This window comes from Streptomyces sp. NPDC056479 (assembly GCF_042795335.1).
Taxonomy (GTDB): domain Bacteria; phylum Actinomycetota; class Actinomycetes; order Streptomycetales; family Streptomycetaceae; genus Streptomyces.
Genome location: NZ_JBHTRZ010000003.1, coordinates 679,277 through 702,721 on the forward strand (window position 1 = coordinate 679,277; position 23,445 = coordinate 702,721).

Here is a 23,445-nt window from a genome sequence, read left to right on the forward strand (position 1 = left end):
GATCGCTGCTAGCTTCGCGAGCTGTCGGAGGGGTCCCGGGTGCGGTGCGTCGAGCCGAGGCGGGGCCGTCCCTATGAGCTGAGGCGAGGTAGACGGGTATGAGCGAAGAGCCGGACGAATCGGCGGTTGGTCCGTTCAGGCGCAGGAGTTTCCTGGCGTCGGCCGCGGTGGCGGCGGGGACACCGACCGCGGTCGCCGGTCCCGCGCAGGCGGCAGCGGCGCCGGAGGGCGCGCCGCTCGCCGCGGCCGGCCTCGGGTCGGTCGCGCGTCTGATGGCCGTTGCCGAGGACGGCCGCGGGGTCGCCTGGCTCCGGTCGGCCCTTCAGGTCGCCGTAGGGCTCGAACTGGCCACCATCCCGCCGTACTTGTGCGGCTGGTGGTCGGTGAAGGACCACCGCAGCGAGGTCGCGCGGATGATCCGGCGCATCGTCGGCGACGAGATGTACCACCTGGGCATCGTCTGCAATCTGCTGGTGGCCGTGGGCGGCAGGCCGCAGATCAAGGCCGCCGCACCCGTCTACCCCGGCCCGCTGCCGGGCGGGGTGCGTGCCGGGGTGAACGTCTATCTGTCGGGCCTCACCAGGCCCTTCGTGCGTGATGTGATGATGGCGATCGAGGCCCCCGAGGTGTCTCTCGCCCGCAGCGCGGCCTCCCCCACCGTCGGCGAGTTCTACGACGGCATGCTGCGGGCGTTCAGGACCGTGCGGCCGGATCTCTCGGTGCGCGGTCAGGTGACCCAGCACATCGACTCCGACGAACTGCGGCCGGTGCGTGACCTCGACGACGTCGAGCACGCCATCGAGATCATCAGGGAACAGGGCGAGGGCACCGCCAGTTCCCCGATCGACTCCTTCTCGGACGACCGTCCGGCGCACTACTACGCCTTCGGCGAGATCTACCACGGCCGTGAGCTGCGCCGGACCGACGACGGCTGGAGATATGTCGGCCCGCCCGTGCCCTTCCCGGACGTGCGGCCCATGGCCCCGGTCCCGGTCGGCGGCTGGCGCAACACGTCGGCCCATGTCGGGGGGCTCCTGTTCCGCTTCGACGCCATGTACAGCACGGTGCTGGACTCCCTGGACGCGGCCTGGGCCGGGGGCGGTTCGCGCAGTCTGGGCGCCGGCATCCACACCATGCGGGGACTGGAGCGGCCCGCCGTGGAGCTGATGGAGACAGGGATCCCCGGCACCCGGGGCACCTATGGCCCCCAGTTCCGCGCGATGCGCAGGCCGCGCGGCGCATAGGAACGGTCGCCGCGTCGTCGAGTTCGCGCGGGAGTGCGCGAACGGTTCTACAACGACCGCCGAGTCCGTGCCCACTCGATCCCGCCGAGGAGATGGGCACGGAAGTCGGGGTCCTCGTAGGCCTCGGAGGCGTGGCCCAGGGCCGTGTAGAAGACGCGCCCCTCGCCGTGCTCCCGGCACCACACCAGCGGATGGTCCTCGCCCATGCGGCCGCCCTCGTAGGACGATTCGTCGGCGCGGGCCAACACGCGTACCGCGCCCCGGGGGTTGGTGCGGAAGTCGTACCACTCGTCGACGAAGTCCCATACGGCGGGAAGGTGCCGGGTGGCCGGGTGGTCGCGGTCCTCGACGATCGCCTTGCCCGGCTGGTACTCGGGGTGCCGGTCGAACCGGGCGCCCAGCAGTTCGCCGTAGTACGGCCAGTCGTACTCGGTGCAGGCGGCCGCGTGCACCCCGACGAAACCACCGCCCGACTCGATGTACGCGGCGAGACGCCCGCGCCCGGCGGGGGTGAGGACCTCGCCGCTGGTGGAGAGGAAGACTATGGCCGAGTATCCGTCGAGGGGCTGCTCGAAGGCCCGTGGATCCTCGGTGTGCTCCACCTCGAAGTCACCGACCGTACGGACGGCCTCGACGCCGGCCGGGATGGATTCATGCCGGTAGGCGGTGGTGCGGGTGTGGACGAGGAGTCGTACGGACATGCGACCGAGCCTAGGTGAGCCGGGGATTGCTTCCCACTCCTGACGGTGATCCGAAAATTTCGGCTCGGCCCTTCGTCACGCCGTCCGGCATTCGCCGTCCAACATCCAGGGATGTTGGGTCCGTTCACCCCCGGGCGCGACGGCGCCCTCGCGACAATGCGTGCATGGCCCATGACTGGCAGCAGCAGATCCACGCCCTCCACGAGGAGTTGGTCCGGCGGGACGACCCGGCCGCCTGGGTGCGGGAGGCCGACGCGATGGACGCCGCCCTGCGCTATCCCGGGGTCGCCCTGCGCGGGCCGGTGTTCGGGGTGGCCGTGCGGGATCCGGCGGTGGGGCCGAGGTGGCGGGTGCGGACGCCGGTCGTGAACGGGATGCCGCAGATGTGCCGGGATTCGCTGAACTCCCACCTGTGGTTCCGCGCGAAGGACGACACCGACGATCCGGGCGTACGGCGTGAACTCCTCGCCGCCGTGGACGTGTTGGACCGGGAGCCGGTCAACGAGGTCGAGGTGTGCGGGGTGCGGTACCGGATCGTGCGCGGGGACGAGTTCACGCGCTGCGACGAAGAGGGGCTGGAGCCGCCCCGGCCCACCGACCCGGAGCCCGCCGAACGGACCTGGAACCTACGCGACGACCACACCCCCTCCCCCGATCCGGACCTCGTCCTCGACCCGGGGCGCGCGGACGGCGGTCCGATGGCGGGCGCCCTGCGAGCGTGGCTGCGGGACTTCGCGTACCGGGGCGCGCGCTTCCCCGCCGAAGTGCGCGGCGACTCGGAGCGGGCCGTGGACTCGCATCCGGAGGTCGTGCTGCTGCCCACCTGTTTCGGCGTGGTCGAGCGGCAGCGAGGGGGCTGGGAGCCGGCCCTCGCCCTCCAGTCCACCCCGCACGACGCCCGGCGAGTGCTGCACGACGCGCTGACCGAGACGTGGCCCATGCTGTACCGGTTCGACGACGCGCAGAAGGCCGAGTACGCGCGGGCGGCCGAGGAGTTCCGGGCGCGGGAGCGCGCCGACGAGGCCAGGACGGCGGGCCGGGTGTTCCGGATCTGCCGTGTCGAGCGCGTGCTCCGCATGGGACCCGACGGCCCGGAGACACCTCGCCCCTCGGATGTGGACGAGTACGGCCCGATGAAGATCCATCCGACGCTGCTCCCGGACGGCACCCTCGTCCACGACGAGTGACACAACACCGGCCTGGCGCACAGGTGTTCCATATCGCGACCCGCCCTGCGTAGCCTCGGCTGCGATGAACGCCATTCCCGCACACCTGGATCATCTCGTCCTCGCGACCCCGGACCTGGCCGCCACCGTCACCGACTTCACCCGGCGCACCGGTGTGCCCCCGGCCCCGGGCGGCGTGCACGTCGGGCTCGGCACCCGTAACCACCTGGTGTCGCTGGGCGGTACCCGCTATCTGGAGATCATCGGCCCGGATCCCGAGCAGTCCGAGCCCGGCCGGCCGCGCCCCTTCGAGGTCGACGGCCTCACCGGCCCGCGCACGGTCACCTGGGCGATCAGCCCGCCCGACCTGGACGCGGCCATCGCGACCGCCCGCGCCCAGGGCTACGACCCCGGCCCGGCGCAGTCGATGAGCCGCCGCAAGCCGGACGGCACCCTGCTCCAGTGGCGCCTCACCGACGGCGACGACGCCCACCCGTCCGGGCTCGTGCCCTTCCTCATCGACTGGGGCACGTCCCTCCACCCCACCGCCTCCGGCCTGCCCACCACACCCCTGTTGTCCCTGTCCGCGAGCGCCCCCGAGCCCGACGAGATCCGGCCCCTGCTGGCGGCCCTCGACACCGACCTCGACCTCACGACGGGCCCGGTGGGCATCTCGTTCACGGTGGACACGCCGCTGGGCCCGGTGACCTTTCACTAGGCGTCCGATTCCTTCAAGACAGCCCGGCACCCGGCTGTCTACGTTGGCCGCATGACTCCACGATTCGATGCCATCGGCCTCGTCGTCAGCGACATGGCAGCCTCCGTCGCGTTCTACCGCCGCCTCGGCTTCGCCTTCCCGGACGGCGCCGAGAGCGAGCCGCACGTGGAAGCCGAACTGCCGGGCGGGCTGCGTCTGTTGCTCGACACCGAGCAGACCGTGCGGTCGTTCCATCCCCAGTGGCGATCGCCCACGGGCGGCAGCAGGGCCGGGCTGGCCCTGCGGTGCGCGGATCCGGGCGAGGTGGACAGGGTGTACGAGGAGCTGGTGGACGCCGGTCACCACGGCGAGCTCAAGCCATGGGACGCCTTCTGGGGCCAGCGGTACGCCACCGTGCACGACCCGGACGGAACCGGTGTCGACCTGTTCGCGCCGCTAGCCGCCGCGCCGGCCGAGTAGCTCACCGAGCGGTAGTCCCGCCAACTCCTTGACGTCCCGCGCCAGATGGGCCTGATCGGCGAACCCGGCGCGCACGGCCGTGTCCGCGAAGCCGATACCGCCTCGCACCAGGACGAGCGCGCGCTGCAGCCGCAGGATCCGGGCCAGCGTCTTGGGACCGTAGCCGAAGGCGGTCAGACACCGGCGGTGCAGCTGACGGGCGCCGAGCCCGAGCTCGTCGGCGGTGGCGGCGACGGGGCGCCCCGAATCGAGTGCGGCGACCACCCCTCGTAGCACCGGATCGGGCGGCTCCGCGCCGACGGCGCACTCCACGGCCACGTCCTCGAGCGCACTCACGGGGTCGTCGGCCGCCTCGATACGCCCGCACAGCCGCCGTACCTCCGAGACCGGCCACAGATCGGCGAGGTCGACACGCAGATCACGCAGCTCGTGCGCGGGGACGCCCAGGAAGCCGGGCGCGGTCCCGGGAAAGAACCGGACACCCGCCCAGCTGCTCCGCTCGCCCTCGGTGACATACGCCCGCGTATCGGGCCCTGCGACGAGCAGCCGCCCGTCGTTCCAGAGCAGATCCATACACCCGTCGGGCAGGACCCGCCCGGCGCCGTGCGCATCGGGGGTGTTCGTCCACACCACGGCACCCTGCAGCCGGGACACCCGCTCCGCGTACATACAGGCGAGGCTACGCCCCGGCACTCCTGGGGGCGCGGGGAACTGCGCGACCGGCCACGCACCTCCCGCAGCCCGCAGAACGGCCGCACCCCGACGGCGAATCGCGCTCTCTAGACCACCCGCGTCCGATGCTCCTGCGGACTCACCCCGTAGACCCGCTTGAACGCGCTGGACAGAGCAAAGGCGCTGCCATAACCGACATGCCGCGCAATGGAATCCAGCGTGTCGTCCGTATCACGCAACGCATCCGCCGCAAGCGCCATCCGCCACTCCGTGAGGTACGTCATCGGCGGCTCCCCCACCAGCTCGGTGAACCGGCGAGCCAGCGCCGCCCGCGACACCCCCGCCTTGGCGGCCAGCGTGGCGACCGTCCACGGGTGTGCCGGGTCGTCCTGGACGAGCCGCAGCACCCGGCCGACCACGGGGTCGGCCAGCGCCGCGTACCAGGCCGGCGCCGCCGCCTCCGGGCGGGAGAACCAGGCCCGGAGCGCGGCGATGACCAGCAGGTCGAGCAGCCGGTCCAGGACGACCTCCTGGCCGGGTTCTTCGCGGACGATCTCCTCCATCAGGTACGGGGTGAGCGGGCAGTCCCACACCTCGGCCGGGAGCGACAGCAGCGGCGGCAACGCCTTCAGCAGCCGCCCGCTGATCTCGCCCTCCCACAGATAGGTGCCGATCAGCATCACGGCCGAGCCGTCGAGCCGGTCGCCCCAGGTACGCACGCCCAGGTCCATCGAGCCGTTCAGGGAGCGCCCGTCGGGGTAGCGGCACTCGGCGCCCGGCAGGATCAGGGCCTGGGGCGCGGTGCCGGGGTCGTCGGCGCAGACGTACGGGTCGGGGCCGCGGGCGATGGCGAGGTCGCCGGGGCGCAGCCGGAGCCTTTCCCCACGGTCCGGGATCACCCAGGCCTCGCCGCGGACCATGACCATGACGGTCAGCGGGGCTCGGTCCTCGACGCGGATGGACCATGGCGGCTCGAAACACGCGCGGATCATGAAGGCGCCACGCGCACGTGGACCCTCCAGCAGTCCTGCAAGGGCGTCCATGCCGCCAGCGTAGACGCCCGAACATGGGAATGAGCCGTTCAGCGATGGGCTGTTGGGGCCCGCGGCCGTTGACTGGAGGCATGACGCAGAACGCAGCCGAAACGGCGAACACGCAAGCGATGACGGTAGTGGTGACCGGTGCCTCGGGTCGTACCGGGAGCCGGGTGGCGGAAGCGGCGCGCGCGGCGGGGCTCACGGTACGGGCCGCGTCCCGGGCGCAGGGCTTCGACTGGGAGGACCCGACGACCTGGGCCCAGACCCTGCGCGGCGCGGACGCGGCGTACCTGATGTACCCGTCCGACGTCGGCTCCCCGGCGGCGGCCGAGGGTGTCGGCGCGCTCGCCCGGGAAGCGGTCGGGCTCGGGGTGCGGCGGCTGGTGCTGCTGTCGGCGCGCGGTGAGGACCAGGCGCTGCCGACCGAGGAGGCGCTGAAGTCGTCCGGCGCGGACTGGACGGTCGTACGGGCCACCTGGTTCGCCCAGAACTTCAGCGAGGGCCCGCTGGTGGAGGGCATGGTCCACGGGGAGCTGGTCTTCCCGGCCGGCGAGGTGAAGGAGCCGTTCGTCGACGTGCGGGACATCGCGGACGTCGTGACGGCCGTGCTGACGTCCGGCGATCGTCATGTCGGGCGGACGGTGGAGCTGACCGGGCCGCGGCTGCTCTCGTGGCGGGAGGCGGTCGCGGAGATCTCCGCGGCGACGGGCGGCACGATCACCTACACACCGGTGCCGACCCGTTCGTACGGCGAGGCCCTGGCCGGGTTCGGGGTTCCGCCCGAGGAGGTCGAGCTCCTGGTGGAGGTCTTCGAGACCCTCATGGACGGCCGCAACGCCCACGTCACGGACGACGTCCGCCAGGTGCTGGGCCGTGAGCCGCGCGACTTCACCGACTTCGTGCGGGAGGCCGCGGCGGCGGGCGTGTGGAAGGCGTGAGTCCGGACGAAAGAACAGGCCCTAGGAGTCCTCCGGCTTGTGCGGGTGGTGGTGTGTGCTCTTCACATGGGTCCGCAGCCTCGACGTCACGTCCTCCGGCGGCAGGAAGCGCGACCAGCGTTCGGGGAACTCCGACGGCATGTCCGGGTCGTCCGGGTCCGGCTCGCGGCCCGCGGCGGCGCGGGCCACGTACTCGGCGACCTGGGCCTCGCGCATCCGCTCGTTCGCGGCGCGGGCCGCGGCCGTCGCGGCGGCCGGCCACACCCGGTCGATCGCGGCGTTGACCGCGGCCCCGACGAGCACGGCGAACGCGGACACACCGATCCACAGCAGTACGGCGACGGCGGCCGCGAGGGAGCCGTAGATCGTGGCTCCCTCGATGGTGTTCGTCAGGTAGATCCGCAGCAGGAAGCTGCCCAGCACCCACATCCCGAGGGCGACCAGCGCGCCCGGCACATCCTCGATCCAGGGTGAGCGCACCGGCACGGACACGTGGTACAGCGTGGTCAGGAACGCGATCGACAGGATGATCACGACCGGCCAGTACAGGACCTGCACCAGGGTCTCCGACCAGGGCACGATCCGCACCACAGCGTCCGGCCCCGCCACCATCAGGGGCAGCGCCACCGAGCCGATCAGCAGTGCCGCGAGGAACAGCAGGAACGCCACGAGCCGCGTCTTGACGATGCCCCGGACACCGTCGAGGCCGTACATCACGGTGATGGTGTCTATGAAGACGTTCACCGCGCGGGAGCCCGACCACAGGGCGAACAGGAAGCCGACGGAGATCACGTCGGGGCGGCCGCCGTTCATCACGTCGTCCAGGATCGGCTGGGCGATCTGCCGCACGCCCTTGTCGGACAGGACGGTGCGGGAGGCCTCCAGGAGGTTGGTCTCCAGGCTGTTGATGGTGTCGGTGCCGGTCCAGTCGTCGACGTAACCGAGGAGGCCGATGAGGCTGAGGAGGAGCGGGGGCACGGACAGCAGCGTGAAGAACGCGGCTTCGGCGGCGAGGCCGAGGATGCGGTACTCGATGCACGAGTTCACGGTGTCCTTGAGCAACAGCCAGGCGGTCCTGCGCTTCGAGACGTTCCGGTAGAGGGCACGCGCCCGGTGGAGACGCCCGGAGGGCTGCTGGGGGGACGATTCACTTGCTGACTGCACGACCTAAAGGTATCCGCCGTACGGGGTGAGACTCATCGCGGCGCCCGATGCACACCCGGCGCCACCTGCCAGGTCCCCCGCGCAGCCGCCGTGTCAGGGTGGAGTCCACCGCCCACCGCAGGGATAGGTTCACAGGCATGGCAGGCAGCACGCACACGGTGACCAACCAGCCCCCGCCCCTGATCGGCTACGACGTCTACACCGCCGACCGGGCCCTGACCTCGGCAGTCGAGCGTCACCTCGCCCCGGACCTGCTGGAGGAGGGCAGCGAGGAACTGGCCGCCTTCGGGCGGACCTGTGGGTCGGCGCAGGTGCAGGAGTGGGGGATGCTGGCGAACGAGAACCCACCGCGACTGCGTACGCACGACCGCTACGGCCACCGGATCGACGAGGTCGAGTTCCATCCGTCCTGGCACCGGCTGCTCGGCAAGGGCGTCTCGGCGGGTCTCACCTCGGCCTGGGTACGGCCGGGCGGGCATGTGCGGCGGGCGGCGGCCTTTCTGCTGTGGACGCAGGTCGAGGCCGGCAACGGCTGCCCGCTGTCCATGACCCACGCGGCGGTCCCCGCGCTGCGCACCGACCCCGACCTGGCCGCCGAGTGGGAACCGCGGCTGACATCCATGATCTACGACCCCGCGCTGCGGCCCGCCGGGCAGAAGCCCGGGGCCCTGTTCGGTATGGGCATGACCGAGAAGCAGGGTGGCAGCGACGTGCGCGCGGGCACGACGGCCGCACGCCCCCTCCCCGACGGCGAGTCGTACGAGCTGACCGGCCACAAGTGGTTCTGCTCGGCACCCATGTCGGACGGCTTCCTGGTGCTGGCCCAGGCGCCGGGCGGGCTCACCTGTTTCCTCGTGCCGCGGGTGCTGCAGGACGGCAGCCGCAACGTCTTCCTGATCCAGCGGCTGAAGGACAAGCTGGGCAACCGGTCGAACGCGTCGGCCGAGGTCGAGTTCGACGGGACGTGGGCGCACCGGGTCGGTGAGGAGGGGCACGGGGTGCGCACCATCATCGAAATGGTGGCGGCGACCCGGCTGGACTGTGTGCTCGGTTCGGCGGGGCTGATGCGGCAGGCCGTGGCGCAGGCGGTCCATCACTGCTCCCATCGGGAGGCGTTCGGCGGCAGGCTCGTCGACAAGCCGCTCATGCGCAACGTCCTGGCCGATCTGGCCGTCGAGTCGGAGGCGGCGACCACGCTCGCGCTGCGGCTCGCGGCTGCCTACGACGACGGCGGCGAGCAGGAACGGGCGCTGCTGCGGATCGCGGTGCCGGCCGCCAAGTACTGGGTGACCAAGCGGTGTACGCCGGTGACGGTCGAGGCGTCCGAGTGCCTGGGCGGCAACGGCTATGTCGAGGAGTCCGGGATGCCCCGGCTGGTGCGCGAGTCGCCGCTGAACTCGATCTGGGAGGGCGCGGGCAACGTCCAGGCGCTGGACGTGGTGCGGGCGTTGCAGCGGGAGCCCGCCGCGCTCGACGCGTATCTGCGGGAGGTCGGCCTGGCACGCGGTGCCGATCACCGGCTGGACGGGGCGATCAAGGGGCTGCTGACGGAACTGGCCGATCTGGAGGGCATCGAGGCACGCGCCCGGCGCCTGACGGAGCGGCTCGCGCTGGTGCTGCAGGGCTCGCTGCTGGTCAGGTTCGCGCCATCGGAGGTGGCCGACGCGTTCTGCGCGTCCCGGCTGGGCGGCGACGGGGGTGCGGCCTTCGGGACCCTGCCGTCGACCATGAACCTGACGTCGGTGGTGGATCGTTCGAGGCCGGAGGCCTGAGACGGCGGGAGACGGGGGTGGTGCTGCGCCGACACGGCACCACCCCCGCGCTTGGCCCGTTCGAGGGCCCGAACGCCGCTCGGGACGGCGTCGCTCAAGTTTCAATCAGGCCAAGGCGGTCCACCAGGGTTGCAAGGGGTTGCAACTTGTTGGCGACTGTGTGCGGACTGTGTCCCACCGCGAGCGGCGGGGCGGCACTATGAGACATGCACCCTCGGACGCGCAGAAATGAGACACCCAGTCAGGATGAGACCGCTTCCCCCGGGAGGACCCTTGGCGCTCTCGCCGACGGACGTGACGCAGCTGGCCACCGTGGACTCGGCGCGGGCGGCGCGAGTACTCAGTGAGGTCCGCGCCGCCGCGCTTTCCGGACAGCGCGCGCCCGTCGCGCCGCGCCCGGTGATCGAGCGGTCCTGGGAGCGGATGCTGCGCAGCGGTGTCGACCCGGACCACGACTTCCGGTCGGGGCTGCTGTCCCGCGAGGAGGTGCAGCGGCGCCGGGAGACCACCGCGCTGCGACATGTGCTGCCGGTGCTGCGCGAGGGACTGCTCTCGGTCGCCGACGTCGCCCACCACATCATGGTGGTCGCCGACGACGAGGGCCGGGTGCTGTGGCGGGAGGGCAATTCCTCCGTGCTGCGCAAGGCCGACGGCCTCGGATTCGAACTCGGCGCCGACTGGCGGGAGGACGTCGTCGGCACGAACGGCATCGGCACCCCGGTCGTGGTGCGCCGGCCCGTACAGGTCTTCGCCTCCGAGCACTTCCAGCGCTCACAGACCTCCTGGACCTGCACGGGCGCGCCCATCACGGATCCGCGGGACGGCCGGCTGCTCGGCGTGGTCGATGTCAGCGGGCCGCTGGAGACCATGCACCCGGCCACGCTCGCCTGGGTCGACTCGGTGGCCAAGCTGGCGGAGGCCCGGCTGCGGGAGCTGCATCTGAGCTCGCTGGAGCGGCTGCGCGCGGTGGCGGCGCCGGTGCTGGCGCGGCTGACCGGGTGGGCGCTGGTGGTGGACCGGGACGGCTGGACCGCCGCGGTGACCGGGATGCCGTACCCGAACCGGATCGCGCTGCCCAAGGCGTTGTCGCCGGGGCGGCGCTGGCTGCCGACGCTGGGGCCGTGCTCGGTGGAGCCGCTGGCGGGCGGCTGGCTGCTGCGGGCCGCCGACGAGCCGGCGCCGACCGGGGCGATGCGGATCGCGCTGGATCTGACGCAGCCGCGCCGCTGGTCGGTGACGGTGTCCGGTGGCGCGGGCTCCTGGAGCCATGAACTCAGTCCCCGGCACGCCGAGTTGGTGTATCTGCTGGCCCTGCATCCGGCGGGCCGCAGCGCGGCGGGGCTGGCCGAGGACATGTTCGGCGACCCGGGCCGCACCGTGACGGTGCGCGCCGAGATGTCGCGGGTCCGGCGCTATCTCGGGGCCTTCCTGGAGCACCGGCCGTACCGCTTCCGCGAGGACGCGGAGGTCGAGGTGCTGCTGCCGGACGACCCGTGCGATCTGCTGCCGCACTCGACGGCGCCCGCGGTGCTGCGGGGCCGGATCTCGACCGGGATGTCCTGAGTTGAGACCCGTTTCCCCGTATGTACACCCATATATACGCCGTCTTGGCGCGCATATTTGCGGGTCTTAGTCCGCAGACGTGCTCAACTGCCGTAGCATCCCTCTACGGGCCACCCCACCTGCTCCTTTGGTCAACGCACAAACCAATGGCCGCAGTTGGCTCGCCTCGGGAGGTTTGATGAAGCACCGCGGCAGACACCGTAGACGCAGGCAGGGCCGGGCCGTTCGGGCGTTCCTCGCCGGGACCGCCCTCGCGCTCACCGCCGCCGCCACGATGATCAGCGCCTCACAGGCCACGGTCGGCGACAACCCCGGGGCGCTCGAGCCCCTCACCCGGGCCGCCGACACCGGCGCGCTGCGCCTCCAGGAGCAACTGGTCCCGCAGGCCACCCTCGACGAACTCTCCGCCGGGATGGGCAAGCCGGTCGGCGTCCGTGCCGTCCTGGAGACCGCCGACCGCAGTCTGCGCGGGGCGAGCGGCTGTACGGCCGTCGAGCGCACCGCGCTGCCGGTCTCTCCGGCGGCCACGCGCGCGTACTGCTGGGACGCCGCCGACACCCGGGGCTGGCGGGCGGGGGCCGTCACCACCTCGGGTGACGCCGACGACGACGGCTGGTGGAACGACAATCGGGTGATCCTCTCCGGCTGGAGCCAGGGCACCGCCGACCGGGGACTCGCCCGGGTCGCCTTCGTCGACGCGAACGACCTGGCCCACCTCCGCTACGCGTCGGCCCTCCTGGTCGTCCCGGTGGACGGCGGCCGCGACTACCGCGCCCTGCCCTCCCGGCTCTCGGGCATGGTCTGGTACCAGAACAAGCTGCTGGTCACCGCCGCCGACGGCCTGTACGTGTACGACATGAACCGCGTCCAGCGCACCACGGTCGACAGCGCCGCGGTGGGCCGCGTGGACAAGGGCTGGTCGGCGCACGGCGACCGCTTCGTACTGCCGGCCGTCGGCTCGTACCGTCTGACCGGCGGGAGCGCCGCTCCCCGCACCGGCGGCATCTCTCTCGACCGCAGCACCGCGCCCGACAGCCTGGTCGCCGGCGAGTCGACGGCGGCCGACAGCGACCGGCCCGCCCGCCTGTGGCGCTACGACTTCGACAGTGACCCGGCCCGCCCCGGCCTGCTCGCCACCGACGCCACCGGATCCGCGTCCGTGGTCGAGGCGTACGAGACGGAGGCGTCCGGCATCGAGGGCGTCCTGTCGCACCGGGCGAGCGGGGCCGACCGCCCCGACTGGTACGTGGGCCGCGCCCCGGGCAGCACGGACCGGCACGGCAGTCTGTGGCGCCAGGACACCGAGGGCGCCGAGGCCACCCGCTGCGGCGAGGAGAACGCGCCCCGGTGCTGGGGCATCCAGGTCGGCCCTCTGTCGTACTGGGAGGCGACCGGTGAGGTCTGGTCCCAGTCGGGCCGGATGCTGTTCGCCATGCCGCTGACGTCGATCGACCGGGCGCTCGGGTAGCCGCGGGCGGCCGAGGGGTCGCCCGCGTGGACGCCGATCGACAGATCGGCCACTCGGGTGATTCCCTGGCCGTCATGACCAACATCCCCGTGACCACCTGGTCCCTGGAGCAGACCTCGCCCACCGACCTCCTCCCGGCCGCCGCGCCGGAGGGGGACGTGAGGATCATCCGGTCCGAGGTGCCCTCGCCCGAGTTCAGCCGGTTCCTGTACGCCTCGGTCGGCGGGGACATCCTGTGGATCGACCGGCTGAGCTGGACGTACCCGCGGTGGCAGGAGCATCTGGAGCGTCCGGGGGTCGAGACGTGGGTGGCCTACGACCGGGGGACGCCCGCGGGGTATGTGGAGCTGAGCCCGCAGGACGACGGGGTCGTGGAGATCGAGTACTTCGGCCTGATCCCGGCCTTCCGCGGCCGCCGGATCGGCGGGCATCTGCTGGCGTACGGCGCCGCGCGCGCCTGGGATCTGGCGGACCGCTGGCCGGGGCTGCCGCCGACGAAGCGGGTATGGCTGCACACGTGCAGCAAGGACGGCGAGCACGCCATGGACAATTACCAGCGCCGGGGCTTCAAGCTCTTCGACACCAAGGTCGAGGAGGAGACCCAGGTGACCACGCCCGGACCGTGGCCGGCGGCGTACCCAGCCTGACCTGGGCAGAAACGGCGCAATACAGTCATGTGACCGACGACACTCTCGTCTCACGCTACGGGACACGAGTGTCCGCATGATGGACAAAGCTGGACTCTGTCCAGATCGCCATGCCACGCTTCCGTCATGTCTGGAACTGGGATTGCCTTGGTGAGTCGGCGGCACGTCGACCTCGGCCGCATGTCCAGCGCCATCTGTCCGGTGCGCTGACAGCTCCGCAGCGCCCGACATCTCTCTCTTTTCGCTTCATTCCCGCGCAATGACGCGCACGTATGCCCATGCGCCCGTATGCGCAGGTCAGAGCCGCTTTCCCGCCTGTCCCGAAGGACGTATCAACCATGGCCGCCAACCCGCAGAAGCCTGCCGCCGCGACTCCCCGCCGCAAGGTGAGCCGTCACCGCGGTGAGGGCCAGTGGGCCGCGGGACACTTCACCCCGCTCAACGGCAACGAGCAGTTCAAGAAGGATGACGACGGTCTCAATGTGCGGACACGCATTGAGACGATCTACTCCAAGCGTGGCTTCGACTCGATCGACCCCAACGATCTTCGCGGCCGGATGCGCTGGTGGGGGCTCTACACCCAGCGCAAGCCCGGGATCGACGGCGGCAAGACCGCGATCCTGGAGCCGGAGGAGCTGGACGACAAGTACTTCATGCTGCGGGTGCGCATCGACGGCGGCCGGCTGACCACCCAGCAGCTGCGGGTGATCGGCGAGATCTCGCAGGAGTTCGCGCGCGGCAGTGCGGACATCACCGACCGGCAGAACATCCAGCTGCACTGGATCCGGATCGAGGACGTGCCGGAGATCTGGGACAGGCTCGAGGCCGTCGGGCTGTCCACCACCGAGGCCTGCGGCGACTGCCCGCGCGTCGTCATCGGCTCGCCGGTCGCCGGTATCGCCGAGGACGAGATCATCGACGGCACCTGGGCGATCGACGAGATCCACGACCGGTACATCGGCAGCAAGGAGTTCTCCAACCTGCCGCGCAAGTTCAAGACGGCGATCTCCGGCTCCCCGCTGCTCGACGTGGTCCACGAGATCAACGACGTCGCCTTCGTCGGTGTCGACCACCCCGAGCACGGCCCCGGCTTCGACCTGTGGGTCGGCGGCGGGCTGTCCACCAACCCGAAGATCGGTGTCCGGCTCGGCGCCTGGGTGCCTCTGGACGAGGTTCCGGACGTCTGGGCGGGCGTGATCGGCATCTTCCGTGACTACGGCTACCGGCGCCTTCGTACCCGGGCCCGCCTGAAGTTCCTGGTCGCGGACTGGGGCCCGGAGAAGTTCCGCCAGATCCTGGAGGACGAGTACCTCCAGCGGAAGCTGACCGACGGTCCCGCGCCCGCTGAGCCCACGGAGCGCTGGCGCGACCACGTCGGTGTGCACCGGCAGAAGGACGGCCGCTTCTACGTCGGTTTCGCGCCGCGTGTCGGCCGTGTCGACGGGGCCACGCTGACGAAGATCGCGGAGGTCGCGGAGGCCCACGGCTCGAACCGGGTCCGCACCACCGTCGAGCAGAAGATGATCGTCCTCGATGTCGAGGAGGCTCAGGTCGAGCCGCTGGTCGAGGCCCTGGAGGCGCTGGACCTCACCGCCAAGCCCTCCCCCTTCCGGCGCGGCACCATGGCCTGCACCGGCATCGAGTACTGCAAGCTCGCCATCGTCGAGACCAAGGCGCGCGGCGCCGCGCTGATCGACGAACTGGAGCGCCGTATCCCGGACTTCGACGAGCCGCTCACCATCAACCTCAACGGCTGCCCGAACGCCTGCGCCCGTATCCAGGTGGCGGACATCGGTCTCAAGGGCCAGCTGGTCATCGACGACAAGGGCGAACAGGTCGAGGGCTACCAGGTGCACCTCGGCGGCGCGCTCGGCCTGGAGGCCGGGTTCGGACGCAAGGTGCGTGGCCTGAAGGTCACCTCCGATGAGCTGCCCGACTACGTCGAGCGTGTCCTCAAGCGGTTCCAGGACGAGCGTGAGGACGGCGAGCGCTTCGCCGCCTGGGTCACCCGCGCGTCCGAGGAGGCCCTCTCATGAGCGAGCGGGCCGCCCCCTTCTACTGCCCCTACTGCGGCGACGAGGACCTCCGTCCCAGCGAGCAGGGCCACGGCGCGTGGGAATGCGCGGCGTGCAACCGCGCATTCCAGTTGAAGTTCCTCGGGCTGCTCTCCCGGGGCCTTCAGCCCAACGACGCCGGGGGAGACGAGATATGACCGCGATTCAGGAAGAGCGCGCGACAGAGGATCTGAAGGCGCTCGCCGAGCAGGCGGGCCGTGATCTGGAGGACGCTTCCGCGCTGGAGATCCTCCAGTGGGCGGTGGACACCTTCGGCAAGCGCTTCTGTGTGACCTCGTCGATGGAGGACGCGGTGGTCGCCCACCTCGCCTCCCGCGCCATGCCCGGCGTGGACGTCGTGTTCCTCGACACCGGTTACCACTTCGAGGAGACCATCGGCACCCGCGACGCGGTGGAGGCCGTGATGGACGTCAACGTCATCACCCTCACCCCGCGCCGGACGGTCGCCGAGCAGGACGCCGAGTACGGCCCCAGGCTGCACGACCGCGACCCGGACCTGTGCTGCAAGCTGCGCAAGGTCGAGCCGCTGGAGCGGGGCCTCAAGGGGTATGTGGCCTGGGCGACGGGGCTGCGCCGCGACGAGTCCCCGACCCGGGCGAACACCCCGGTCGTCGGCTGGGACGAGAAGCGCCGGAAGGTGAAGATCTCCCCGATCGCCCGCTGGACCCAGGACGAGGTGGACGCGTATGTCGCCGAGCACGGTGTGCTGACGAACCCGCTGCTGATGGACGGCTACGCCTCCGTCGGCTGCGCCCCCTGCACCCGCCGGGTGCTGGAGGGCGAGGACGCGCGGGCCGGCCGCTGGGCCGGACGGGCCAAGACCGAGTGCGGGCTGCACGGATGACGATCACCCAGACGAATCTGACTCAGGAGAACCAAGTGACGACCGGAGCCACCGTCTGGCTCACGGGTCTGCCGAGCGCCGGCAAGACCACCATCGCGTACGAACTGGCCGGCCGGCTGCGCGCGGAGGGCCACCTCGTCGAGGTGCTCGACGGCGACGAGATCCGCGAGTTCATCTCGGCGGGCCTCGGCTTCAGCCGCGAGGACCGGCACACCAACGTGCAGCGCATCGGCTTCCTCGCCGAACTGCTCGCCCGCAACGGCGTCAAGGCGCTCGTCCCGGTGATCGCCCCCTACACGGACAGCCGCGAGGCGGTGCGGGGGCGCCACCAGGAGGCCGGGGCGCCCTACATCGAGGTGCACGTGGCCACTCCGGTCGAGGTGTGCTCCGTACGTGATGTGAAGGGTCTGTACGCCAAGCAGGCGGCGGGCGAGCTGTCCGGGCTCACCGGGGTCGACGACCCCTACGAGGAGCCCGAGACCCCCGACCTGCGCATCGAGTCGCAGCACCAGACCGTCCAGGAGTCCGCGGCCGCGGTCCACGCGCTGCTCACCGAAAGGGGACTGGCATGACGACGACCGTCGCCAAGGTGGAGGAGGGCACGGACTCTCCGTACGCCCTCTCGCACCTGGACGCGCTGGAGTCCGAGGCGGTGCACATCTTCCGCGAGGTCGCGGGCGAGTTCGAGCGGCCGGTGATCCTGTTCTCCGGCGGCAAGGACTCCATCGTCATGCTGCACCTGGCGCTGAAGGCGTTCGCCCCCGCGGCGATCCCCTTCTCGCTGCTGCACGTCGACACCGGGCACAACTTCCCCGAGGTCCTGGAGTACCGCGACCGCACGGTCGACAAGCACGGGCTGCGGCTGCATGTCGCCTCCGTGCAGGACTACATCGACCGGGGCGTGCTCAAGGAGCGCCCGGACGGCACCCGCAACCCGCTGCAGACGGTGCCGCTGACGGAGAAGATCCAGAGCGAGAAGTTCGACGCGGTGTTCGGCGGTGGCCGCCGGGACGAGGAGAAGGCGCGGGCCAAGGAGCGCGTCTTCTCGCTGCGCGACGAGTTCTCGCAGTGGGACCCGCGCCGGCAGCGGCCCGAGCTGTGGAACCTGTACAACGGCCGGCACGCCCCCGGTGAGCACGTCCGAGTGTTCCCGCTGTCCAACTGGACCGAGCTGGACGTGTGGCAGTACATCGCCCGCGAGGGCATCGAGCTGCCGGAGATCTACTTCGCGCACGAGCGCGAGGTCTTCGCGCGCAGCGGTATGTGGCTGACCGCCGGCGAGTGGGGCGGCGCGAAGGACGGCGAGAGGGTCGAGAAGCGTCTCGTGCGCTACCGGACCGTCGGTGACATGTCCTGCACGGGCGCCGTCGACTCCGATGCCGTGACCCTGGAGCAGGTCATCACCGAGATCGCCGCCTCCCGGCTCACCGAGCGCGGCGCGACCCGCGCCGACGACAAGATGTCCGAGGCCGCGATGGAAGACCGTAAGCGCGAGGGGTACTTCTAAGCATGAGCACGACCACGGAACTCTCCGAGACGACCCTGCTGCGGTTCGCCACCGCCGGCTCCGTCGACGACGGCAAGTCCACCCTCGTCGGGCGGCTGCTGCACGACTCCAAGTCGGTCCTCGTCGACCAGCTGGAGGCCGTGGAGCGCGCGTCGGCCTCACGCGGGCAGGACGCCCCGGACCTCGCGCTGCTGACCGACGGTCTGCGTGCCGAGCGGGAGCAAGGCATCACGATCGACGTGGCGTACCGTTACTTCGCCACGCCCCGGCGCCGGTTCATCCTCGCCGACACCCCCGGCCATGTGCAGTACACCCGCAACATGGTCACGGGTGCCTCGACGGCCGAGCTGACGGTGATCCTGGTCGACGCCCGCAACGGCGTCGTCGAGCAGACCCGCCGGCACGCGGCGATCGCCGCGCTGCTGCGCGTGCCGCACGTCGTGCTCGCCGTCAACAAGATGGACCTGGTCGACTACCAGGAGTCCGTGTTCGCCGCGATCGCCGAGGAGTTCACGGCGTACGCGCTCGAACTCGGCGTCCCGGAGATCACCGCGATCCCGATCTCGGCGCTGGCCGGCGACAACGTGGTGGACCCGTCCGCGAACATGGACTGGTACGGCGGGCCGACCTTCCTGGAGCACCTGGAGACGGTCCCGGTCACCCACGACCTGAGCCACTGCCACGCGCGGCTGCCCGTGCAGTACGTGATCCGGCCGCAGACCGCGGAGCACCCGGACTACCGGGGTTACGCCGGCCAGATCGCCGCCGGTTCGTTCCGCGTCGGCGAGTCGGTGACCGTGCTGCCGTCGGGCCGTACGTCGAAGATCTCCGGCATCGACCTGCTGGGCGAGCCGGTCCGCGTCGCGTGGACCACCCAGTCGGTGACCGTCCTGCTGGAGGACGACATCGACATCTCGCGCGGCGACCTGATCGTGCCCACCAAGGACGCCCCCGCGACCACGCAGGACATCGAGGCGACCGTCTGCCATGTCGCCGACGCCCCGCTGACCGTCGGCCACCGGGTGCTGCTCAAGCACGGCACCCGCACGGTCAAGGCGATCGTCAAGGACATCCCGTCCCGGCTCACGCTGGACGACCTGTCCCTGCACCCGCACCCGGGCCATCTCGTCGCCAACGACATCGGCCGGGTGAAGATCCGTACCGCCGAGCCGCTGCCGGTCGACTCCTACGCCGACTCGCGCCGCACCGGCTCGTTCATCCTGATCGACCCCAGCGACGGCACCACGCTCACCGCGGGCATGGTCGGCGAGTCGTTCGCCTCGCCGGAACCGGTCAAGGACGAGGCCGACGACGACGGCTGGGACTTCTGACATGAAGCCCCACGACGTCTACTCCACGTTCGCGAAGGAGGGCGGTCGCGTCGGCAGCGGCGCCCTCGGGAGCGGCGGGGGCGGCGTACCGCGATGTGTGCGCTGACCCGCGCGCTCCGCGCCGCTCCGGACGAACCCGCCGACCTCCCGGCCACGACCTGACACGGGCGTGAGACCGGGCCACCGAGAGGAACTCCTCCCGTGCCTGTCACCCCCGCCCTGCGACGGACCCTCGCCGTTCTGGCCGCGCTGCCGCTGCTGGCCCTCGCGGCCTGCGGCTACGGCTCGCAGGCCAAGGAGAACACCGAGCAGGCCATCGCCGGGGCGGCCAAGGTCGACGGACTGGACTCGGTGAAGATCGGCTACTTCGGGAACCTCACCCACGCCACCGCGCTGGTCGGCCGGCAGAAGGGGTTGTTCCAGAAGGAGCTGGGCGGCACGACGGCGGAGTACGCCACGTTCAACGCCGGTCCTTCGGAGATCGAGGCGCTGAACTCCGGGTCCATCGACATCGGCTGGATCGGCCCCTCCCCCGCCGTCAACGGCTATATGAAGTCGGGCGGCAAGAACCTGCGCATCGTCTCCGGTTCGGCGTCGGGCGGCGTGAAGCTGGTCGTCGACCCGGAGAAGATCAAGTCCCTCAAGGACGTCAAGGGCAAGAAGATCGCCACGCCTCAGCTCGGCAACACCCAGGACGTGGCGTTCCTCAACTGGGTCTCCGAGCAGGGCTGGAAGGTCGACGCGGAGAGCGGCCAGGGTGACGTCTCGGTGGTCCGCACCGACAACAAGATCACGCCGGACGCCTACAGGTCCGGCTCGATCGACGGCGCGTGGGTGCCGGAGCCGACCGCCTCCAAGCTGGTCGCCGAGGGCGGCAAGGTACTGCTCGACGAGGCCGACCTGTGGCCCGACAAGAAGTTCGTGATCACGAACGTGATCGTGTCGCAGAGCTTCCTGAAGGGGCACCCGAAGGCCGTTCAGGCAGTGCTGCGTGCCTCGGTGAAGACCAACGAGTGGATCGACGCCAACCCGGACCAGGCCAAGGCGGCGGCGAACGCGCAGCTCAAGGCCGACACCGGCAAGCCGCTGCCGGCCGATGTGCTCGACCCGGCGTGGCAGTCCATCCAGGTCACCGATGATCCGCTGGCGGCCACGCTGAACACCGAGGCCGAGCACGCGGTCAAGGCCGGGCTGCTGCAGCAGCCGGACCTGACCGGCATCTACGACCTGACGCCGCTGAACAAGGTCCTCGAGGCCGAGGGCGAACCCGAGGTCGACGACGCCGGTCTCGGCGCCCAGTGACCATCCCGTTCCGAGACTTCCCAGGAGGTGACGACCATGGCAACAGCCCTCGCCAAGGCCGCTGACACGGATACGTCCGTGGAGCACGCCGCGCGCATCGAGCACGTCTCGAAGTCCTTCGCCGGACCCGCCGGGCAGCAGCTCGTCCTCGACGACATCACGCTCGATGTCGCACCCGGCGAGTTCGTCACCCTCCTCGGGGCGTCCGGCTGCGGCAAGTCGACGCTGCTGAACCTGGTGGCCGGGCTGGACAAGCCGACCGCGGGCGGCATCACGACCGACGGGCGCCCGGCGCTGATGTTCCAGGAGCACGCCCTCTTCCCTTGGCTGACCGCGGGCAGGAACATCGAACTCGCCCTGAAGCTGCGCGGGGTCGCGAAGGCGGAGCGGCGCGAGCGTGCCGAGGAGCTCCTCGGACTCGTCCGGCTGAAGGGCGCGTACGGCAAGCGGGTGCACGAGCTGTCCGGCGGTATGCGCCAGCGGGTCGCCCTGGCCCGCGCGCTCGCCCAGGACAGCCGGCTGCTGCTGATGGACGAGCCGTTCGCCGCGCTGGACGCGATCACCCGTGACGTGCTGCACGACGAGCTGACCCGCATCTGGCGCGAGACCGAGGTCTCCGTCCTGTTCGTCACGCACAACGTGCGCGAGGCGGTCCGGCTGGCCCAGCGCGTCGTCCTGCTGTCCTCCCGCCCGGGCCGGATCGCGCGCGAGTGGACGGTCGACATCCCGCAGCCGCGCCGGATCGAGGACGCCGCGGTCGCGGAGCTGTCCCGGGAGATCACCGAAGAACTGCGTGGGGAGATCCGCCGCCATGGCCAGCACTGAGACGACCGTCAAGGACGGCAACGATCTCGACGGACTCGAGGCAGGCCTGGACGCCCTGGACACGGTCCAGACGAGCCGTACGCCGTTCCGCAGGACGCTGACCCAGAAGATCCTGCCGCCGATCGTCGCCGTCGCCCTGGTCCTGGGCATCTGGCAGCTGCTGGTGTCGACCGGCGTCGCCGGCGACCCGACCAAGCTGCCCGCGCCGGCCGACGTGTGGGGCGAGCTGCGCGAGTCGTGGCTGCAGGGCACGCTCCACGAGTACATCTGGACGTCCGTGTCGCGCGGCCTGCTCGGCTTCCTGCTGGCGCTGGCGATCGGTACGCCGCTGGGCCTGCTGGTGGCGCGCGTGAAGTTCGTGCGCGCGGCGATCGGCCCGATCCTGTCCGGCCTGCAGTCCCTGCCGTCGGTGGCGTGGGTGCCGCCGGCCGTGATCTGGCTGGGCCTGAACGACCGGATGATGTTCGCGGTGATCCTGCTGGGCGCGGTCCCCTCGATCGCCAACGGCCTGGTGTCCGGCGTCGACCAGGTGCCGCCGCTGTTCCTGCGGGCGGGCCGGACGATGGGGGCGACGGGCCTGAAGGGCACCTGGCACATCGTGATGCCGGCCGCGCTGCCCGGCTATCTGGCGGGTCTGAAGCAGGGCTGGGCCTTCTCCTGGCGTTCGCTGATGGCGGCGGAGATCATCGCGTCCTCCCCCGACCTGGGGGTGGGCCTCGGCCAGCTCCTGGAGAACGGCCGCAACACGAGTTCCATGTCCATGGTGTTCTTCGCCATCCTGCTCATCCTGATCGTCGGCATCGCCATCGACCTGCTGATCTTCAGCCCGCTGGAGCGGTGGGTGCTGCGCAGCCGCGGTCTGCTGGCAAGGAGCTGAGAGTCCGATGTCCGTGAAACCGGTCCTTCTCGTCATCGCCCACGGCAGCCGCGACCCGCGGCACGCCGCGACCGTGCACGCCCTCGTACGGCGGGTCCGTTCGCTGCGCCCGGACGTACGGGTGGAGACCGGCTTCCTGGACTTCAACATCCCGTCGGCGCAGGGGGTGCTGGAGTCCCTGGCGGCGGAGGGCGTCCGGGACGTCGTGGCGCTGCCGCTGCTGCTGACGCGCGCCTTCCACGCGAAGGCCGACATCCCGGCGGTGCTGCGCGACGCGCCGCGCCGGCTGCGGATCCGGCAGGCGGAGGTACTGGGCCCGTCACCGCTGCTGGTGTCGGCCCTGGAACGGCGTCTGTACGAGGCGGGACTGACACCCGCCGACAAGTCCTCGACCGGGGTCGTGCTGGCCTCGGCGGGGTCCACCGACCCGGAGGCGATCGCAGTGATCGCAGAAATCGCGCGGGAGTGGCGGCACACCGGTTGGTGCGCCGTGCGACCTGCGTTCGCCTCCGCATCCCTTCCGCGCACCGAGGACGCGGTGCGTCAGCTCCGGGATCTCGGCTGCGAGCGGGTGGCCGTGGCGCCCTACGTCCTGGCCCCCGGCTTCCTCCCGGACCGCATCGCGCGGGGCGCGGCCGAGGCGGACGTGCTCGCGGACGTGCTCGGGCCGGCGCCCGAGGTGGCACGGGTGCTGCTGGAGCGGTACGAGGCCGCGCGGATGCCGGTGCTGGCGGCGGTCGGGGCCTGAGACCGCCCTCGGCGGCCGGGGCTCCGAGGCGCGCCTCCGCGCGAGGCCCGGTGTCACACTCCGAGCACGCGGTCCAGCTGCTGGACCAGGGCAAGGCTGCCGCTGCCCGCCGCCACGCGGGTGCGGATGGCCTCCAGGGCGAAGCGGATGATGCCTCGGTTGGCGGGCAGGCCGTCATGCGCGGCGTGGCGCAGCTCGTCCCGGACGAGCTCTCCCTTCGGGACGAGCGCCGGGTTCTCGATGCGCAGCAACTCCACGAGCCGCTCCGCGAGGCGCAACACCGCGGCGGGGTCGGCGCCGTTGTCCGACGGACCGTCGATGTCACGGATGTTGTAGCTGCTCACTGTCCCGCCTCCACTGGTTCGCGCCGATCACCCTAGGGACAAC

Annotated in this window: 25 protein-coding genes; 20 read left to right on the forward strand and 5 right to left on the reverse strand. The window is 71.3% G+C overall.

Annotated features, from left to right (window positions below; translation table 11 throughout):
• The first annotated feature begins 98 nt into the window (after nt 1–98).
• Nucleotides 99–1,244 carry a ferritin-like protein gene (locus ACFQ6S_RS14500; protein ID WP_383408095.1) on the forward strand — a complete coding sequence of 382 codons (1,146 nt, stop codon included), beginning with the start codon at nt 99–101 and terminating at the stop codon, nt 1,242–1,244.
• Between the two features lie 47 nt (nt 1,245–1,291).
• Here the strand turns inward: ACFQ6S_RS14500 and ACFQ6S_RS14505 are convergent, their stop codons facing one another.
• A complete protein-coding gene (locus tag ACFQ6S_RS14505) occupies nt 1,292–1,945 on the reverse strand; it encodes a ThuA domain-containing protein (protein WP_383408098.1) in 654 nt (217 codons plus the stop codon).
• Between the two features lie 164 nt (nt 1,946–2,109).
• Between ACFQ6S_RS14505 and ACFQ6S_RS14510 the strand changes: the two genes are divergently transcribed.
• The 3 genes from ACFQ6S_RS14510 (at nt 2,110) to ACFQ6S_RS14520 (ending at nt 4,288) form a co-directional block, all read left to right on the forward strand.
• Nucleotides 2,110–3,132, forward strand: coding sequence for a DUF5954 family protein (locus ACFQ6S_RS14510; protein WP_383408101.1), 1,023 nt, complete (start codon nt 2,110–2,112; stop codon nt 3,130–3,132).
• Nucleotides 3,133–3,196: 64 nt separating this feature from the next.
• Nucleotides 3,197–3,829 carry a VOC family protein gene (locus ACFQ6S_RS14515; protein ID WP_383408104.1) on the forward strand — a complete coding sequence of 211 codons (633 nt, stop codon included), beginning with the start codon at nt 3,197–3,199 and terminating at the stop codon, nt 3,827–3,829.
• A gap of 51 nt (nt 3,830–3,880) precedes the next feature.
• Nucleotides 3,881–4,288: a VOC family protein gene (locus tag ACFQ6S_RS14520; RefSeq protein ID WP_383408107.1), complete on the forward strand. Its 408-nt coding sequence runs from the start codon at nt 3,881–3,883 to the stop codon at nt 4,286–4,288.
• Here ACFQ6S_RS14520 and ACFQ6S_RS14525 read toward each other — a convergent pair.
• Together ACFQ6S_RS14525 and ACFQ6S_RS14530 are read right to left on the reverse strand one after the other, a co-directional pair.
• A complete protein-coding gene (locus tag ACFQ6S_RS14525) occupies nt 4,265–4,957 on the reverse strand; it encodes a helix-turn-helix domain-containing protein (RefSeq protein WP_383408109.1) in 693 nt (230 codons plus the stop codon). The genes ACFQ6S_RS14520 and ACFQ6S_RS14525 overlap by 24 nt on opposite strands.
• Before the next feature lie 110 nt (nt 4,958–5,067).
• On the reverse strand, nt 5,068–6,003 hold the full coding sequence (locus ACFQ6S_RS14530; RefSeq protein WP_383408112.1) for an AraC family transcriptional regulator: 936 nt from the start codon (nt 6,001–6,003) through the stop codon (nt 5,068–5,070).
• 80 nt (nt 6,004–6,083) lie between these two features.
• Here ACFQ6S_RS14530 and ACFQ6S_RS14535 point away from each other — a divergent pair, with 80 nt between their 5' ends.
• On the forward strand, nt 6,084–6,935 hold the full coding sequence (locus ACFQ6S_RS14535) for an NAD(P)H-binding protein (protein WP_383408115.1): 852 nt from the start codon (nt 6,084–6,086) through the stop codon (nt 6,933–6,935).
• Nucleotides 6,936–6,956: 21 nt separating this feature from the next.
• Here the strand turns inward: ACFQ6S_RS14535 and ACFQ6S_RS14540 are convergent, their stop codons facing one another.
• A complete protein-coding gene (locus tag ACFQ6S_RS14540) occupies nt 6,957–8,099 on the reverse strand; it encodes a YihY/virulence factor BrkB family protein (RefSeq protein WP_383408118.1) in 1,143 nt (380 codons plus the stop codon).
• A 137-nt stretch (nt 8,100–8,236) separates the two neighbouring features.
• Here ACFQ6S_RS14540 and ACFQ6S_RS14545 point away from each other — a divergent pair, with 137 nt between their 5' ends.
• The 15 genes from ACFQ6S_RS14545 to ACFQ6S_RS14615 all read left to right on the forward strand — a co-directional run bounded on the left by ACFQ6S_RS14545 (nt 8,237) and on the right by ACFQ6S_RS14615 (nt 23,058).
• Nucleotides 8,237–9,871, forward strand: coding sequence for an acyl-CoA dehydrogenase family protein (locus ACFQ6S_RS14545; RefSeq protein WP_383408120.1), 1,635 nt, complete (start codon nt 8,237–8,239; stop codon nt 9,869–9,871).
• Between the two features lie 273 nt (nt 9,872–10,144).
• Nucleotides 10,145–11,434: a GAF domain-containing protein gene (locus tag ACFQ6S_RS14550; RefSeq protein ID WP_383408123.1), complete on the forward strand. Its 1,290-nt coding sequence runs from the start codon at nt 10,145–10,147 to the stop codon at nt 11,432–11,434.
• A 178-nt stretch (nt 11,435–11,612) separates the two neighbouring features.
• Nucleotides 11,613–12,902 carry a hypothetical protein gene (locus tag ACFQ6S_RS14555; RefSeq protein WP_383408126.1) on the forward strand — a complete coding sequence of 430 codons (1,290 nt, stop codon included), beginning with the start codon at nt 11,613–11,615 and terminating at the stop codon, nt 12,900–12,902.
• Nucleotides 12,903–12,976: 74 nt separating this feature from the next.
• The gene (locus ACFQ6S_RS14560; protein ID WP_383408129.1) at nt 12,977–13,549 is read left to right on the forward strand and encodes a GNAT family N-acetyltransferase; all 573 of its coding nucleotides are present in this window, start codon (nt 12,977–12,979) and stop codon (nt 13,547–13,549) included.
• A 126-nt stretch (nt 13,550–13,675) separates the two neighbouring features.
• Nucleotides 13,676–13,759: a putative leader peptide gene (locus tag ACFQ6S_RS14565; RefSeq protein WP_349817346.1), complete on the forward strand. Its 84-nt coding sequence runs from the start codon at nt 13,676–13,678 to the stop codon at nt 13,757–13,759.
• Nucleotides 13,760–13,887: 128 nt separating this feature from the next.
• Nucleotides 13,888–15,585: a nitrite/sulfite reductase gene (locus ACFQ6S_RS14570; protein ID WP_383408132.1), complete on the forward strand. Its 1,698-nt coding sequence runs from the start codon at nt 13,888–13,890 to the stop codon at nt 15,583–15,585.
• Nucleotides 15,582–15,761 (forward strand): hypothetical protein, encoded by a 180-nt coding sequence (locus ACFQ6S_RS14575; RefSeq protein ID WP_383408135.1) that lies wholly within the window; start codon nt 15,582–15,584, stop codon nt 15,759–15,761. The genes ACFQ6S_RS14570 and ACFQ6S_RS14575 overlap by 4 nt, the downstream gene beginning before the upstream one ends.
• Nucleotides 15,758–16,468 (forward strand): phosphoadenylyl-sulfate reductase, encoded by a 711-nt coding sequence (locus ACFQ6S_RS14580; RefSeq protein ID WP_383408138.1) that lies wholly within the window; start codon nt 15,758–15,760, stop codon nt 16,466–16,468. Before ACFQ6S_RS14575 ends, ACFQ6S_RS14580 begins: the two co-directional genes overlap by 4 nt.
• Entirely contained in the window at nt 16,465–17,040 is a 576-nt protein-coding gene (gene cysC, locus ACFQ6S_RS14585; RefSeq protein WP_383408141.1) for an adenylyl-sulfate kinase, read from the forward strand. Before ACFQ6S_RS14580 ends, cysC begins: the two co-directional genes overlap by 4 nt.
• Nucleotides 17,037–17,975 (forward strand): sulfate adenylyltransferase subunit CysD, encoded by a 939-nt coding sequence (gene cysD / locus ACFQ6S_RS14590; RefSeq protein WP_383408144.1) that lies wholly within the window; start codon nt 17,037–17,039, stop codon nt 17,973–17,975. The genes cysC and cysD overlap by 4 nt, the downstream gene beginning before the upstream one ends.
• A gap of 2 nt (nt 17,976–17,977) precedes the next feature.
• Entirely contained in the window at nt 17,978–19,306 is a 1,329-nt protein-coding gene (locus ACFQ6S_RS14595; RefSeq protein WP_383408146.1) for a sulfate adenylyltransferase subunit 1, read from the forward strand.
• A 201-nt stretch (nt 19,307–19,507) separates the two neighbouring features.
• Nucleotides 19,508–20,608: an aliphatic sulfonate ABC transporter substrate-binding protein gene (locus ACFQ6S_RS14600; protein WP_383408149.1), complete on the forward strand. Its 1,101-nt coding sequence runs from the start codon at nt 19,508–19,510 to the stop codon at nt 20,606–20,608.
• A 36-nt stretch (nt 20,609–20,644) separates the two neighbouring features.
• Entirely contained in the window at nt 20,645–21,433 is a 789-nt protein-coding gene (locus tag ACFQ6S_RS14605; RefSeq protein WP_383408152.1) for an ABC transporter ATP-binding protein, read from the forward strand.
• Complete coding sequence (locus tag ACFQ6S_RS14610) at nt 21,420–22,310, forward strand: ABC transporter permease (RefSeq protein WP_383408155.1); 891 nt, start codon at nt 21,420–21,422, stop codon at nt 22,308–22,310. Before ACFQ6S_RS14605 ends, ACFQ6S_RS14610 begins: the two co-directional genes overlap by 14 nt.
• 7 nt (nt 22,311–22,317) lie before the next feature.
• Nucleotides 22,318–23,058, forward strand: coding sequence for a sirohydrochlorin chelatase (locus ACFQ6S_RS14615; protein ID WP_383408158.1), 741 nt, complete (start codon nt 22,318–22,320; stop codon nt 23,056–23,058).
• A 53-nt stretch (nt 23,059–23,111) separates the two neighbouring features.
• On the opposite strand, the gene ACFQ6S_RS14620 is transcribed toward ACFQ6S_RS14615, so the two are convergent.
• Nucleotides 23,112–23,402, reverse strand: coding sequence for a hypothetical protein (locus ACFQ6S_RS14620; RefSeq protein ID WP_383408160.1), 291 nt, complete (start codon nt 23,400–23,402; stop codon nt 23,112–23,114).
• Nucleotides 23,403–23,445 lie beyond the last annotated feature (43 nt).